Here is a 14433-nt window from a genome sequence, read left to right on the forward strand (position 1 = left end):
ATTAATCTGCCTCATAAAATTTTGCTGCAAATAGTGCCTGAATTTCAGATAAGGCTTTGTCCTCATCCGCTCCTTCAATCACCAAGCGTAAAGTAGTTCCTTTGCCCGCACCGAGCATCAGCAAGGACATGATATTTTTTGCATCTACCAGTTTGTCCGTTTTTCCAATCTGGATACTGGAACGAAATTTGGTAGTCACTTCTATAAGTTTACCAGATGCGCGTGCATGTAAACCCAGTTTATTAATTACGTCAACAGTGGTATCAATCATGACCAGTGCTTCATTTCTCGATGGAGGACTTGAATAGACCATTTTGCCTCAAGGGCTTTTTTTAGTCTATCCACAATGTAAACAGAACGATGCTGGCCACCGGTACAGCCAATTGACACAGTCATATAATGACGATGCCCTTCAGAAAAGGTTGGCAACCATTTGTCCAGAAAATGGTAAATATCATTAAACATATCTTCGACCTGATCGCTCTTTTGCAAAAACTCCTGCACCGGTTGATCGAGTCCTGAAAATTTTCGTAATTCCAGTTCCCAATGCGGATTCGGCAAATGCCGGACATCAAAGACATAATCGGCATCCAGTGGAATGCCATGCTTATAACCAAAAGACTGCAAAATCAGGATCAGGTTATCGGTCTGTCCCAACTTGGTCAATAAGGTATGTTTCAGGTCATGCACGCTTTTATCTGTAGTATCGATGTGCACGGTAGAACGCAGCTGGATGGGCATTAGCAGGATTTTTTCTTCCTGAATGCACTCGTTCAGACTCTTAAAGCGCGAAGCTAGAGGATGCGGCCGACGCGAGGCACTAAAGCGCGCAATCAGTTCCTGATCCTGCGTGGTCAGATAGATAATATCGACCGAGCCATGCTGTTGCAGCTGTTCAAAGACATGATCAAATTCTTGCAAATCGGCACGGGTACTGCGTACATCAACACCCAAGGCCAACTGCTCCAGATTGTTCTCACTGTGCAGTTTCGCCACGATTTCGGGAAGCAATGCCAAAGGCAGATTATCAATACAGTAATAACCCAGATCCTCAAGCACCTGCAATGCAGATGATTTACCTGAACCAGATTGTCCCGTGACAATTAAAATGCGCTTCATACATGCTACCCTTTCATCCTATCCGGCAGTGTATTTGACCTGCAGGTTATCGATCAGACGTGTATTACCTATCTTTGCAGCTACAAATAACACAACATCTTGATTAAACGTATGAATTTTTTGTAATTCTGGCGTTCGTGCTTCAACATAGTCTACGACAAACCCGACATCTGTTAAAGTCTGGCGAAGCTCGGCCAATACCGTATCCAGTTCAATCGCAGCATGGAGCTGCTGTTCAGCCTTTTGTAAGCTTTGATAAATGACCGGTGCGATTGCACGATGCTCTTGGCTTAGGTAACCATTTCGAGAACTTAAGGCTAAACCATCTTCTGCACGGGCAATTGGCACGCCAATCACTTCTAATGGAATATTCAGGTCTTGTACAAACTGGCGAATCACTGCCAACTGCTGATAATCTTTTTGCCCAAAGAAAGCATAGTTTGGCTGAACAATGTTAAACAATTTGGTCACCACCACCGCTACACCATCAAAATGGCCGGGGCGCTGCAAACCACACAAGTCATCAGTAATGTCAGAGATACTGATATTGGTCAGACGCGGTTTTTTGCCATACATTTGCTCAACCGTTGGCGCGAAGACGATATCACAACCGACGTCTGCCAAAAGCTGCTGGTCCTGCTCCAGCGTACGCGGGTAGTTATCAAAATCTTCATTGGGTCCAAACTGGATCGGATTGACAAAGATACTGACCACCACCACATCACACAGCTTACGCGCTTCACGTACCAGATTTAAATGACCCTGATGCAGATTGCCCATGGTGGGCACAAAACCAATAATCTTGCGGTTGGCACGTGCCGGATTAAGTGAGGCCGCGAGTCCCTGAATGGTGGTTTCTGTTTTCATCTTACAATTCAACCTGAAAAGTTTGTGCGGGTGCCGGGAAAGATCCATCCAAAACTGCAGCATGGTAAGCTTTAAAAGCATCCAGAATGGCAGTAGCACCCGATTGTTCCTGCATAAAATTACGGACAAATTTTGCAGTATGGCCAAAGGTTAAACCCAGCATGTCTTGTACTACCAAGACCTGACCATCAGTGGCTGCGCCTGCACCAATGCCAATCACCGGAATTTGTGGAAACAGTTCCGTGATTTCCTGACCCAATTGTGCCGGTACACATTCCAGCAATAACAGTGCAGCACCTGCTTCAACCACTGCTTTACAGTCTGCAATCAGTTGATCCGCTGCTGCACGGGTACGGGCTTGCAGCTTATAACCGCCAAAGACATGTACCGATTGTGGCGTTAGTCCCAAGTGCACACAGACTGGAATACCGTTACGGGTCAGCACCTGCACGGTTTCTGCCAGCCATGCACCGCCTTCCATTTTCACCATTTGCGCACCGGCCTGCATCACGGTTTTGGAACTTTGCAAGGCATCATTTAAGGTGGCATAACTCATAAACGGCAAGTCAGTCATGATAAAGGCATGCTGGTTACCACGGCGTACCGCAGCGGTATGATAGGCCATATCTGCAACAGTCACTGGTAAAGTCGAATCGCGGCCCTGAATTGACATTCCCAAAGAGTCGCCAATCAGAATACTGTCTACTTCTGCAATTTCCATGGCTTTGGCCATGCTGGCATCATAGCAAGTCAGACATGAAAATTTGCGTCCATCTGCTTTGAAGCGTCTTAAGTCACTCAGACTGACCATGAAGATGTTCCTCTATGATTGAAGTTCTCGCGAACATACCCATAACTCAAAAATTAAATATTTGCCCAGTTTGTGTCATCGAGTACCGTTAAGGTCGATTGCTTGACGATGTCCAGGTCTTTTAAGGATGTAGCATGAACCTGTATTTCAGCATCAATGTCCAGCAACGGAATGAGTACGAAATCACGCTCTAACACGCCGACATGCGGTACAGTCAGGCGTTGATTCTGTATCTGTTCATCTCCGTAGATCAGCAAGTCCAGATCCAGCGTACGCTCGCCCCAATGACGCAAACGTACCCGACCGGCTTCCTGCTCGAAGGCTTGCAAATAATCCAGCAAGCTTAAAGCTGCCAGATTAGTATTCAACTGCACCACAGCATTCAGATAATTTGGCTGATCCTGTGGCCCCATCGGTGGACTTTGATACAGATGCGAAGTTTTCACCTGACCCAATGTCGCCAGTTTCTGTACAGCTTCTGCCAAAATCTGGCGTGAATCGCCCAGGTTACTGCCCAAGCCAATATACGTCACGATCATTGTGTTGGCCCAAACACCACCTGGCTTAAATCACGTTGCACCCGCTTACGTTTCATAATCGGATGATCTGCGCCAATTTCACCACTGGCACTGGCTGCCACATGTGACAGGGTTTTCGCCTTATCTTCAAACTTGGCTTTACGCACCCGGCGGTTACGTGGTTCAGGTTCATTGACTAAAGGCTCAATCTCGGCGAGATCCTGTTGTGCCGTCAGTTTCTGTTCCAGATGTTCTTCTTGAGTGGCCTTACGACGGCTCTTGGCACGTTGACGGTTGTACTGGCTAATCGCCCGCTCTTTCTCGTCACCGCTCATTTGCTGATAAGCATCCCACCAGCTGCCCATGCCTTGCGCCGTTGCATCGCCTGATTTTTCGCGCAACAGCAAAAAGTCAAATCCGGCACGGAAACGCGCATGACTAGACAAGGCCTCAATTTGTTGCGGTTTTGGACTCAGCAAACGGGTCTGCATTTCCCAGACTTCACGAATGAAAGTCTCGGCGAAGCGAGGAATAATGGTTCGGGTTGCCTGACGTTTCAAAACATCCAGACCCGCTTGGGCACGTGCTTCTGCTGCGACCACGCCTTTATTCAGATAAAACTCACAACGCTCGAGGAATGGCTGCCATAACAGTACCGCGTAGAAAAATGCAGGATTGATGGTCTTGCCAATCGAAATACGCTGATCGGTATTTTTCGCGGCACGCTCCATAAACGGCGTGATTTCAGCTTTGATATCGGCGAACAGCTGATGCCAGATTCCGAAATCAATCAGCATGGGCAACACACGATTCAGATGCCCCATGGTGAATAACTTTTGTGATTCATCATAGAGTCGATGCGGAGAGACATCACGCAGCAGCTGGGTCATTTCCGGGGTAAAGATATCCAAAATTGCTTCATCAATATTGAAATTCAATTTGGCAGCAAAACGTAAGGTACGTAACATCCGCACCGGATCTTCTTCAAATCTTAAGGCCGGATCACCGAGCAAACGTAAAGTTTTGCTGTGAATATCATCTACAGCATTGCAGAAATCCAGCACAATCGCTTTACGCGGCTGGTAATACATTGCATTGATCGAGAAGTCGCGACGGGCAAAATCCTGCTCGATGCTGCCCCAGTTATTATCACGCAGAATCATCCCCGCGGCCGAGGTGACTGCTTTTTTTGGAGGTGCCCGGAAAGTGGCCACTTCAACCAGTTCCCGCCCTGAATAGACATGCGCCAGTTCAAAACGCCGTCCGATAATTCGACAACGTCGTCCGAATACTTCCTTGACCTGAGCCGGGGTTGCATTGGTAACTGCATCGAAATCTTTAGGATTCAAACCTAACATCAGATCTCGAACACCACCACCCACGATATAAGCTTCATAGCCTGCCTTGTTTAAGGCATCAATCACATCGAGAATATAAGAAGGTAATTGAGCGGTTGATAAACCACATTTTGACGCGCGCAAAGTTTGCAAAAGACGCTGTCTCCTACGTCTGAACGTAAAATTCTAAGATGACGCTAATCATATCGCTTACACGACTAAAGGGCAATTTGATTATGTCAATCCTGCCGCTCAGATTGATTCTGTATTTTGCATCAATTCAGTCTATTCACAACGCGAGTCTGGCCTTGTTTTTGGCAAATAATGCCGGCCCAATGCCTTTGACCAGCTGAATATCTTCAATGCTTTTAAATTTCCCATTTTTCTGCCGATACTCAACAATGGCTTGGGCTTTCTTTTGTCCCACGCCATGCAACTGTTGCAATTGTTCAATATTTGCACTATTTAAACTAATTCTATCACCTGTCGCTTGTACCGAAAGTGCCGGTTTTGCCAGATAGTGATCTGCTTTAGTCGATGCATTCTGTTGTTTGAGCCGCGCATCATGTTGCTGTTGTCTGGTCTTCCATTCCATATAATCGGTCGCAGTTGCATGTGCAGTTCCAATAGCAATATAGCCTAGCCATAAACCCAGAAGAAGATTAATCCACGCCGGACTTGTTCGATGTTGTTGTTTGTTCATGCGCCGCTCTTTGTTTTAATTCTAATTTGGCCTGTTCCCAGAGCTGATCCAATTCAGCCAGTGACAAGCGGTCTATATTGAGTTGTTGTTTTTCCGCCTGATGTTCCATCAAGGCAAATCGAGTACGAAACTTATGGATCGTGCCTAATAATGCCATTTCACTCGAGATTCCAAGTTTACGGCCAACATTGACCAGAGAAAATAAGCAGTCACCAAATTCTTCCTGTATTTCATCGGAATTCTGGCTTGCCAAAGCTTCTTTTAACTCGGCCAGCTCTTCTTCTACTTTGTCATATGCCCCAGTGACATCGGGAAAATCAAAACCAATTTTCGCGACATTTTTCTGGATTTCATCTGCCTGTACCAAGGCCGGTGCATGCTTGACCTCATCTAAACGGGAACGTGGCTTGCCCTGCTTTTCTTGCTGTTTAATTTCTTGCCAGAGCTGAGAGACATCTTCCGGGCTCAATTTTGCAAACTGTTCAGCCTGAAATACATGCGGATGACGGCGGATAAGCTTGTCGCTAATGGCCTGCACCACATCCTGAAAATCAAAAGCGCCCTGCTCGCTGTACATTTGCGACTGGAACACCACCTGTAACAGCAGATCGCCCAGTTCATCGCGAATCTCGTCAACATTTCCAGAACGTACCGCAGCTTCTACTTCATAAGCTTCTTCAATCGCATATTGGGTCAGAGATTCGGGAGTCTGCTGCTGATCCCATGGACATTTTTCACGTAATTCACGCATGATATTAAGCAATTGTTCCACTTTTAAAACCTCTTCTTTACCAAATAGTCGCGTCAAGCTGCCTGTTTCTTGTTATGCTCAAGAAAAAAAGACAATAAGGAGATCAAGCACATGCACAGTATATTGATTAGTGGGGCAGCACAAGGAATTGGCGCAGCGACAGCCATGCTATTTTACCAGCACGGCTATAAAGTCGGTATTTATGATATCAATGTGGTACAGGCCGAACAGCTGGCCCAGCAACTGGGCGAACATGCCAAAGCAGGCTTTCTGGATGTGGCAGACTATACTTCCTGGGAAACAGCTTTGGCGGAGTTTTCAGCCTGGGCCGGTGAAATCAACATTCTGGTGAATAATGCCGGAATTTTATATTCAGGGCCTTTTGAAGACACCACAATTGCAGCGCATCATCGCACGCTGGAGATTAATGTTAAAGGCCTCCTCAATGGTTGTCATGCCACTTTCCCTTATTTAAAAGAATCTTCATTTGCTCGTGTCATTAATTTATCTTCGGCATCCGCCATTTATGGACAGGCTGATTTGGCCTCTTATGCGACCAGTAAATTTGCCGTGCGCGGTCTGACTGAAAGTCTGGATATTGAATGGCAACCCTATGGGATTCGGGTGCTTGATGTGATGCCACTTTTCGTCGGTACAGCCATGGTGAAAGATATGCAGGCAGAAAGTATTAAAAAAATGGGGGTACATTTGAAAGCAGAGGATGTCGCACAGGATATTCTAAAACTGGTACAGCTTAAAGACTCTATCTGGCAAGCTACGCACCATCCGGTTGGATTAAAAAGTAAATTTTTATTTCATCTATCACGTATGAGTCCACAGTTTGTGAACCGAATCAGCAACCTGTTGATTGCCAGACAATAGAGTCTATTTCTACTCTGCTGATTTAAACAGATTGGTGAATCTGGATTAGCGGAAATCTGAAACCCTTGCATGAATGCTCACTTTGCCAGGCCACGGTGAGCATACATCCTGCCATATTATAATTTTGATAGGCATAGACGCCGATCTCTGGATGTTCACATCTTCCACCATTCTGATCTGGATGAATCTGGGTATTTAACTCATTCAGGTTGATGCGTATGCCCAGTCCTGAGGCCTTTAATACAGCTTCCTTGGTGGTCCAGACCTTAAACCAGTATTCGGAATCATAGTCCAGTGCCTGCCACTGTTTAAGCTCTTCAGGATGAAAGGCATGTTGTGCCATGGCTTCAAATCGAACCTTACGGCTCAGCTCTTCAATATCAATTCCCAAATTTTGGACATTATTGCTCGTTGCCAGAGCATAGAAATTTTGACTATGGCTATGGTTAAAGTTGAAGTCTGGATGAGTGTGGAGATAGGGTTTGCCGAATTCAGTAATGCTAAAATCTGAAGATTGGATAAGATAATTAAGTTGATCTGAAAGCAATTGGTTACGATGGGCATAAATAATATTTTTACGCTGTTGAATATAGTCTTTACGATTATTTTGGATCAAATTTGCCAATAAAGGCTCTAGAGGAGTCCAATGAATATTGATATTTCGTTTCAATATTAAATGCCTACAGGCTTATTACAAAGCTTATTTCTAACATAAAATTTCCTAGATAGCTGTATCTGACGTCGCATTATCTAATCCTAAGTATTGTTCAAGCATCTGTTAATCTCCCACACAAAAATCAATGCTTATTAAAATTATTTAAAAAATTAAAATTAAAATACTGTTATTAAATGTCATTTAAAATTTATACAAACATTAGTTACAATTCAATTACAATTTCACACATACAAAAACAGAGGGTCACATGTTTAAACAAATCATACTCAGCACTACTCTTGCAGTATCATCATTTTCAATACAGGCCGCCTCTTGGTTAGAAGCTGCAACAGCGGTGATGGGAGCAAAAAATGGCGCGATTATGGATCAGGCCGAAGCTAATATGGAGCGTAGCCGTGCACAGGCGAATGCTGCTGTGGCACGAGCAGACCGCACATATGCTTTTAACTATAATAATGCTTCACAGCAGAATAATAGCGTCTACTCAACCGCATACTTAAAAGGTTTAGATTGTACTGATTTAGCGGTAGAAGCACGCAGCTTTGAACGCACTCTAGAAGCCAGTCAAAATGCACAAAACCAGGCAAATGCTCAAGCCAATAATCCTGTTTCAAAATTAGCTGGTATTGCAAGTGGTGCATTGTCTGCTTTTGCAGGTCAATCACAAACAGTTGCACGTGCAAGTGAAATTACGAATGCCTTTTCTGGCAATAATAATCAAAATAATTTAGCCGCTTCTCAAGCCGATGCAGATGTTGCTTTAGCTAATCTTGAAAATATCCGTATTTATCAAAAAGCAAAAAAATGCACTATCTAAATGTAGCCGATAAAAAGCCTGCATCAGCAGGCTTTTTATCGAAAACTAAAAAAAGAAATTAACGTTTAAATTTCTTCTCGGCTTTCTTGAACTTCTGTACATAACGACGTTTACGCGCTGCAATACGCTCATCCATCACCGTCTTACGCCCTTCAAACGGGTTTTCAGAGGTTTTAAACTCGATTTTAATCGGCGTACCTTCAAGCTTGTATACTTTACGGAATACGTTTTCAAGATAACGACGGTAATCCGCAGGGGTTTTATCGACCTTGTTACCATGGATCACGATGGTTGGTGGATTCTGTCCGCCCATATGCGCATAACGCATTTTAATACGACGACCCTGAACCATAGGCGGTTGGTGGGCATCTGTTGCATCATTTAAAATCTGGGTGATTTTTGCCGGTGATACTTTCAAACGAGATGAATCATAGGCACGGTGAATCGAAGGATAAAGCTCACCCACACCCGTTCCATGCAATGCAGAAATCAAATGCACTTTTGCCCATGGAATGAAATCGAAGCGACGCTCTACATCGAGCTTACATTGCTTGCGATCATATTCAGTCATGTTATCCCATTTGTTGACAGCAATGACCATGGCACGACCCGCTTCAAGCGCATAGCCAATCAGATGCAAATCTTGCTCTACAATACCATCACGTGCATCGACCACAACCACAATCACGTTGGCATCTTTCATCGCCTGCAAAGTCTTAACAATCGAGAATTTCTCAATCATTTCATCCACTTTACCTTTACGACGCACCCCTGCAGTATCAATCAGGGTATATTGACGGCCATCACGCTCGAATGGAATATAAATCGAGTCACGTGTTGTACCCGGCTGGTCAAATGCCACCACACGCTCTTCGCCGAGCAAACGGTTCACCAGCGTAGATTTACCCACGTTTGGACGACCAATAATCGCTAAACGCAGACCAGTGTTTTTATCATGCTCTTCCGGGTTTTCATCTTCCGGTACATCGGCAAGCACGTCTTCCAGCATTTGCTGAACACCACGACCATGGCTGGCAGCGACTTGTAGCGGCTCGCCCATGCCGAGTTTGTAGAATTCAACCAAGGCAGCTTCAGCATGTACGCCATCGACTTTATTGGCCGCCAGAAAGACCTTTTTGCCTAAAGTACGCAGTTCACGTGCAATCTGCTCATCGGAAGCCAGCAGTCCGGCACGCGCGTCGACCACAAAAATGATAATATCGGCTTCATGAATGGCAGTTTTAGATTGCTCTGCCATATACGAGTCAATACCGCCTTCATTTTCACCAATACCACCGGTATCAACCACAATGAAAGATTTATTTTGATAGGTTGCATCGCCATATTTACGGTCGCGTGTCAGACCAGCAAAGTCTGCCACCAATGCGTCACGGCTCTTGGTAATCTGATTGAACAGAGTTGATTTTCCGACGTTCGGACGACCAATGAGCGCAATTACGGGTTTCATAGAGTAACCTTTATTCAATAATCAGGCAGTCAAAGTGGCCTGAACATCAGAAAGTATAGGAAGATATAAGGGGAAAAATACCCTAAATAAAAACACGGGGCATTGATTTTTCAATCACCCCGCGTTCACAAAAATACGGTTGCGGCTAGTTTAACATAAGGCTCGTTAAAATTAACGGTTCTGCCAAATGCTTAATGCGCCCTTGCGTGTAGAAACATAAAGCTGGTTGTCGATCACGCGTAAGTTACGCACTTCACCAGAGGTTTTCGAACGACCAGTAATTTGTCCGGTACGCGGATCAATCAGGTGCAACACACCATCCAGATCACCGACCACCAAATCCGTGCCTAACATCACTGGATTACTGAGCTGACGATTCAACAATTGATCATTTTCCCAAAGCGGTTGACCCGAGCTAATCTCAAAAGCTTTAATTTTGCCATCAGTTTGCGCCACGAATACGCCATTGCCGACAACTTCTGGACGCTGGATGCTGCTGGCATCTTCACTCCAGATGACTTGCTGTGAAGCCAAGTCCAGTACAGTCACCTGACCTTGATAACTGGTCGTCACCACAAACTGGCCTGCAACGACCGGCTCACCGTCAATATCGACCAGACGCTGAATATCAGAACGGCCATCCGACACGGCGACACGACGCTGTAACTTTGGTACGCCACTTAAGGCATCCAGTGCATAAATATACGCATTTGAAGATGCAATCAGCACATTACGCGCATCTAATGGCACAGGAGCCGCCATACCACGCAGGCTGAATTGTACATTAGGCAGGTTATAAGTCCAAACTTGTGCACCGCTTGCCACTTCATGCGCATAGACCATACCGTCATTGCTCACACTAATCACACGACCTGCATGAATCAGTGAAGGCGCCAGTAAAGCACCCGTCAATTGTGCAGTCCATTTTTGCTCACCGGTTTGCTGATCGAGTGCAAACAGTTGGCCCTTCTGGCTACCCACAACAACCAGACCCTCGGCCGCTTCAACACCAGAACTTAGATTATCTTTGCTGACTTTTTTCTGCCAGAGACGCTGTTTGCCCTTAAATGCAGACACCTCGCCTTTTGGATCAATCGCAAAAACCACACCATTGTCTGCATCCAGACGTAAACGCAATGGATCGGCAGCATCTGTCGCAGATACACTGGTGGAAAATACAGGAACCAGTGTTTTGGCTTGGGTCAGTTTTGGAAGTGGGTTCGGTTTTACTTCTGGAACTTTATTTGTTTTACCTGCACAGCCAGCCAGTGCAAGCGTTAAAACAGTCAAGGCACAGGTAATTTTGTATTTTCTATTCATGCAGCTTCTTCCGCTTGTGTTTCTATAATTGGGCGTTCGATTTCTGGATCATCGACCAACACGCCTACGCTTTCGAGCTTAATTTGTAAAATCTGACGTTCTTCTTTACGTTCAATCAAGGCATCCCATGCACTTTGATATACTTTTTTCGCATTTTCAATATCATTTTTGGCAACATAGATATCGCCACGTGCTTCATCGGCAGTTGCTTTAAACGCAGGTTCAGTCACTGCTTCTAAAGTTTTCAATGCAGCATCATATTTTTTCTGTGCCAGTTGCGCATAAGCCAGACGAAGTTTGACCACCTGAACCAGACCTTTATCGTCTAGTGTCGAGTTTTCAACTTTTTGTAGCGCTTTCTCAGCCGCAGCATAATCTTCTTTGTCATAGGCCAGTTTCGCCATGACCAGCTGAGTCTGAATGGCCTGAGCTGAATCTGGTGCTTCTTTGACAATTTTGTCCGCAGTTTCAGACAGCTTGGCAAAGGCATCGCCCTGCGTCGCCTGTGCATCATCCATCAACTGCTGAACCTTGGCAGTGTGCATTTGCGACTCTGCCAGGTTTTTCTTCTGCCAATATTCCCATCCAAAAAAGGCAATCAGCGCAATCAAAATCCCTGTAATGATCGAAGAACCATATTTCTTCGTAAAGGATTTTAAGCTTTCAAACTGTTCATCACCCACTGCGCTCATGAGACTACCCTTTTCCTGATGTTTTATCGATTATTTTAAAGAAATTTTAGCACTAAAAAATGCAACGAAGTCCGTAAATGGCACATTCGATTGCTCTGCGGTTGCCAGTTCTTTCACCGTAAAAGTCTGCGCTTCAAGTTCACGCTCACCTAAAATCGCAGCAAACAAAGCACCGGCCTGATCGGCCTTTTTCATTTGCGACTTCATTGAACCTTGAGAGCCCACTTTCAAACGCACCTGACTCCCCGCTGCTTCCAACTGATCACGGATCTGTTCAGCAATGACCAAGGCTTGACCTTGAGAAGCCGGTTCAGCCACCAGGAATACTTCACAATCACGCGTTGGTGTATTGTCTTCAACCTGTTCAAGCAGAAGCAATAAACGTTCGATACCCATGGCAAAACCAACCGCAGGTACAGACTGATCAGGCTTGCCCTTCAATTGACCAACAAGACCGTCATAACGGCCACCGGCACACACGGTTCCTTGTGAACCTAAATGTGTTGTGGTCCATTCAAACACAGTTTTGTTGTAGTAGTCTAAGCCACGTACCAGTTTTTGGTTGATCACAAAACTCACGCCGGCATCAGTCAGGTACTGTTGTAACTGGGCAAAATGCGCCAGAGTTTCTTCACCCATAAAGTCATGCAGTTTCGGTGCATTTTCTAGGATGCTTTGGGTTTTGGCATCTTTAGAATCCAGAATACGCAGTGGATTTGTGGTCAGACGGCGCTGAGAATCTTCGTCCAGATCGGCTTTATGTGACTCTAAAAATTCAACCAAGGCTGCACGATAGGCTGCACGTTCATCCGATTCGCCTAAAGTATTTAATTCAAGTTGAACCTTGTCCGCTACGCCCATACGTTTCCACAGACGTGCAGTCATCAAAATCAGCTCTGCATCCATGTCCGGAGTCGCCACACCAAAGGTTTCTACACCAAACTGGTGGAACTGACGGTAACGACCTTTCTGTGGTTTTTCATAACGGAACATTGGCCCGATATACCAGACGCGAGGAGTTGCACCACGAAGCAGATTATGCTCCAGCATGGCACGTACACAGCCTGCAGTTCCTTCAGGGCGTAGTGTCAGAGACTCAGGCGGATTACCTTTGTCCAGAAAGGTATACATTTCTTTTTCAACGATATCGGTGGCATCACCGATCGAACGTTTGAACAGATTGGTCTGTTCAACGATAGGCAAACGGATTTGTTGATAGCCATAAGCATCCATCAAACCCGACAGATGCTGTTCAAGACGTCTCCAAGCTGGGCTTTGCGTTGGGAGAATGTCATTAAAACCTTTGATTGCGACGATTGAACTCATGATCTACTCAGAAAAACTTGTACGAATAATTTCTTTAGATTTAGCTTCTTCAAGCTCGGTAACGCGTTGACGAACCATATTTTCGATTTCATCAACCAGTTGATTGGTATCAATTAGATGGCTTTTTTCACCATTACGATACACCAGTGAACGTGGCGCTGCACCTACGACACCGATATCGGCTTCTTTAGCCTCGCCCGGCCCATTTACTTTACAGCCAATCACCGACACATCCATTGGAGTACGAATATCTTCCAGACGTTCTTCAAGCTGCTGCATCACGGAAATCACATTAAATTCCTGACGTGAACAGCTTGGGCAGGCAATAAAATTAATGCCGTTAGAACGCAGACCCAGCGATTTTAGAATATCAAAACCGATTTTAATTTCTTCTTCAGGCTCGGCAGCAAGCGAAATACGCATGGTATCGCCAATGCCTTCCATCAGCAAACCACCCAAGGCGATTGCAGATTTAACCGAACCTGTACGGTAAATACCGGCTTCGGTTACACCCAAATGCAGCGGATTATCAATTTGCTGAGACAGCAAACGATACGCATCCATGGTCAGGAACACATTAGATGCTTTAACTGAAATTTTAAATTCCTGAAAATCCAGACGGTCTAAAATGTCGATATGACGCATCGCAGATTCAAGCAATGCTGCGCCTGTCGGCTCGCCATATTTCTTTTGAATGTCTTTTTCGAGTGAACCGGCATTGACACCAATCCGCATTGAAATATCATTATGACGTGCTGCTGCCACCACTTCACGAATCTTTGCTTCTGAGCCGATATTGCCCGGGTTAATCCGCAGGCAGTCTGCACCCAAATCGGCAACTGCCAAAGCAATTTTATAGTCGAAGTGAATATCCGCCACCAAAGGCACATTCACCTGCTTACGAATTTCACCAAAGGCTGCCGCCGCTTCCATCGTAGGCACAGAAACCCGCATGATGTCTGCACCGGCATCGACACAGCGCTGAATCTGTGCAACCGTGGCTGCCACATCACAGGTTTCAGTATTGGTCATAGACTGGATACTGATTGGTGCATCACCACCCACATAAACTGAACCGACACGAATTTTACGTGTTGGACGACGTTTAATTGGATTTACGATCATGGTTTTGCTCTACTCTTGATC

The 14433-nt window shown here is 45.3% G+C and carries 16 protein-coding genes; 2 read left to right on the forward strand and 14 right to left on the reverse strand.

The features are described from left to right. Position 1: 1 nt before the first annotated feature. From FTU40_RS08625 to mazG, 8 genes are all read right to left on the reverse strand, one after another. Complete coding sequence (locus FTU40_RS08625) at positions 2–271, reverse strand: HPr family phosphocarrier protein (protein ID WP_034608740.1); 270 nt, start codon at positions 269–271, stop codon at positions 2–4. Then, a complete protein-coding gene (rapZ, locus tag FTU40_RS08630; protein ID WP_005172647.1) occupies positions 268–1119 on the reverse strand; it encodes an RNase adapter RapZ in 852 nt (283 codons plus the stop codon). Before rapZ ends, FTU40_RS08625 begins: the two co-directional genes overlap by 4 nt. An 18-nt stretch (positions 1120–1137) precedes the next feature. Next, positions 1138–1986, reverse strand: a complete 849-nt coding sequence (panC, locus tag FTU40_RS08635; protein WP_005172649.1) for a pantoate--beta-alanine ligase — start codon at positions 1984–1986, stop codon at positions 1138–1140. 1 nt (position 1987) lies between these two features. Continuing rightward, complete coding sequence (gene panB, locus FTU40_RS08640; protein WP_005172651.1) at positions 1988–2797, reverse strand: 3-methyl-2-oxobutanoate hydroxymethyltransferase; 810 nt, start codon at positions 2795–2797, stop codon at positions 1988–1990. Positions 2798–2850: 53 nt separating this feature from the next. Beyond that, a complete protein-coding gene (gene folK, locus FTU40_RS08645; protein WP_005172653.1) occupies positions 2851–3336 on the reverse strand; it encodes a 2-amino-4-hydroxy-6-hydroxymethyldihydropteridine diphosphokinase in 486 nt (161 codons plus the stop codon). After that, positions 3333–4805, reverse strand: a complete 1473-nt coding sequence (pcnB, locus tag FTU40_RS08650) for a polynucleotide adenylyltransferase PcnB (RefSeq protein WP_180040548.1) — start codon at positions 4803–4805, stop codon at positions 3333–3335. The genes folK and pcnB overlap by 4 nt, the downstream gene beginning before the upstream one ends. A gap of 136 nt (positions 4806–4941) precedes the next feature. Then, a complete protein-coding gene (locus tag FTU40_RS08655; RefSeq protein WP_005172659.1) occupies positions 4942–5355 on the reverse strand; it encodes a ComEA family DNA-binding protein in 414 nt (137 codons plus the stop codon). Next, entirely contained in the window at positions 5315–6127 is an 813-nt protein-coding gene (mazG, locus tag FTU40_RS08660; RefSeq protein WP_180040550.1) for a nucleoside triphosphate pyrophosphohydrolase, read from the reverse strand. Before mazG ends, FTU40_RS08655 begins: the two co-directional genes overlap by 41 nt. A 90-nt stretch (positions 6128–6217) precedes the next feature. On the opposite strand from mazG, the gene FTU40_RS08665 reads away from it, so the two are divergent. Next, entirely contained in the window at positions 6218–6988 is a 771-nt protein-coding gene (locus tag FTU40_RS08665) for an SDR family oxidoreductase (RefSeq protein WP_180040553.1), read from the forward strand. 22 nt (positions 6989–7010) lie between these two features. On the opposite strand, the gene FTU40_RS08670 is transcribed toward FTU40_RS08665, so the two are convergent. After that, complete coding sequence (locus FTU40_RS08670; RefSeq protein ID WP_370982283.1) at positions 7011–7604, reverse strand: 4'-phosphopantetheinyl transferase superfamily protein; 594 nt, start codon at positions 7602–7604, stop codon at positions 7011–7013. A 307-nt stretch (positions 7605–7911) separates the two neighbouring features. Here FTU40_RS08670 and FTU40_RS08675 point away from each other — a divergent pair, with 307 nt between their 5' ends. Further along, entirely contained in the window at positions 7912–8481 is a 570-nt protein-coding gene (locus FTU40_RS08675; RefSeq protein ID WP_005095685.1) for a hypothetical protein, read from the forward strand. A gap of 58 nt (positions 8482–8539) precedes the next feature. On the opposite strand, the gene der is transcribed toward FTU40_RS08675, so the two are convergent. The 5 genes from der to ispG all read right to left on the reverse strand — a co-directional run bounded on the left by der (position 8540) and on the right by ispG (position 14412). After that, on the reverse strand, positions 8540–9949 hold the full coding sequence (gene der, locus FTU40_RS08680) for a ribosome biogenesis GTPase Der (RefSeq protein ID WP_005095683.1): 1410 nt from the start codon (positions 9947–9949) through the stop codon (positions 8540–8542). 171 nt (positions 9950–10120) lie between these two features. Next, entirely contained in the window at positions 10121–11269 is a 1149-nt protein-coding gene (gene bamB / locus FTU40_RS08685) for an outer membrane protein assembly factor BamB (RefSeq protein WP_005095682.1), read from the reverse strand. Continuing rightward, on the reverse strand, positions 11266–11961 hold the full coding sequence (locus FTU40_RS08690; RefSeq protein WP_005095680.1) for a tetratricopeptide repeat protein: 696 nt from the start codon (positions 11959–11961) through the stop codon (positions 11266–11268). The genes bamB and FTU40_RS08690 overlap by 4 nt, the downstream gene beginning before the upstream one ends. Before the next feature lie 30 nt (positions 11962–11991). Beyond that, positions 11992–13287 carry a histidine--tRNA ligase gene (gene hisS / locus FTU40_RS08695; protein ID WP_005095678.1) on the reverse strand — a complete coding sequence of 432 codons (1296 nt, stop codon included), beginning with the start codon at positions 13285–13287 and terminating at the stop codon, positions 11992–11994. Between the two features lie 3 nt (positions 13288–13290). Further along, positions 13291–14412, reverse strand: a complete 1122-nt coding sequence (ispG, locus tag FTU40_RS08700) for a flavodoxin-dependent (E)-4-hydroxy-3-methylbut-2-enyl-diphosphate synthase (protein WP_180040555.1) — start codon at positions 14410–14412, stop codon at positions 13291–13293. Positions 14413–14433 lie beyond the last annotated feature (21 nt).

The organism is Acinetobacter sp. YH12100, from assembly GCF_013419135.1.
GTDB lineage: Bacteria > Pseudomonadota > Gammaproteobacteria > Pseudomonadales > Moraxellaceae > Acinetobacter > Acinetobacter pseudolwoffii.

Excerpts from the sequence above, each read along its gene's own strand:
- ispG (WP_180040555.1), bottom strand. The coding sequence starts at position 14,412 with ATGATCGTAAATCCAATTAAACGTCGTCCAACACGTAAAATTCGTGTC.
- der (WP_005095683.1), bottom strand. The coding sequence starts at position 9,949 with ATGAAACCCGTAATTGCGCTCATTGGTCGTCCGAACGTCGGAAAATCA.
- FTU40_RS08625 (WP_034608740.1), bottom strand. The coding sequence starts at position 271 with ATGATTGATACCACTGTTGACGTAATTAATAAACTGGGTTTACATGCA.
- panB (WP_005172651.1), bottom strand. The coding sequence starts at position 2,797 with ATGGTCAGTCTGAGTGACTTAAGACGCTTCAAAGCAGATGGACGCAAA.
- bamB (WP_005095682.1), bottom strand. The coding sequence starts at position 11,269 with ATGAATAGAAAATACAAAATTACCTGTGCCTTGACTGTTTTAACGCTT.
- FTU40_RS08690 (WP_005095680.1), bottom strand. The coding sequence starts at position 11,961 with ATGAGCGCAGTGGGTGATGAACAGTTTGAAAGCTTAAAATCCTTTACG.
- rapZ (WP_005172647.1), bottom strand. The coding sequence starts at position 1,119 with ATGAAGCGCATTTTAATTGTCACGGGACAATCTGGTTCAGGTAAATCA.
- panC (WP_005172649.1), bottom strand. The coding sequence starts at position 1,986 with ATGAAAACAGAAACCACCATTCAGGGACTCGCGGCCTCACTTAATCCG.
- FTU40_RS08675 (WP_005095685.1), top strand. The coding sequence starts at position 7,912 with ATGTTTAAACAAATCATACTCAGCACTACTCTTGCAGTATCATCATTT.
- FTU40_RS08665 (WP_180040553.1), top strand. The coding sequence starts at position 6,218 with ATGCACAGTATATTGATTAGTGGGGCAGCACAAGGAATTGGCGCAGCG.
- FTU40_RS08655 (WP_005172659.1), bottom strand. The coding sequence starts at position 5,355 with ATGAACAAACAACAACATCGAACAAGTCCGGCGTGGATTAATCTTCTT.
- folK (WP_005172653.1), bottom strand. The coding sequence starts at position 3,336 with ATGATCGTGACGTATATTGGCTTGGGCAGTAACCTGGGCGATTCACGC.
- hisS (WP_005095678.1), bottom strand. The coding sequence starts at position 13,287 with ATGAGTTCAATCGTCGCAATCAAAGGTTTTAATGACATTCTCCCAACG.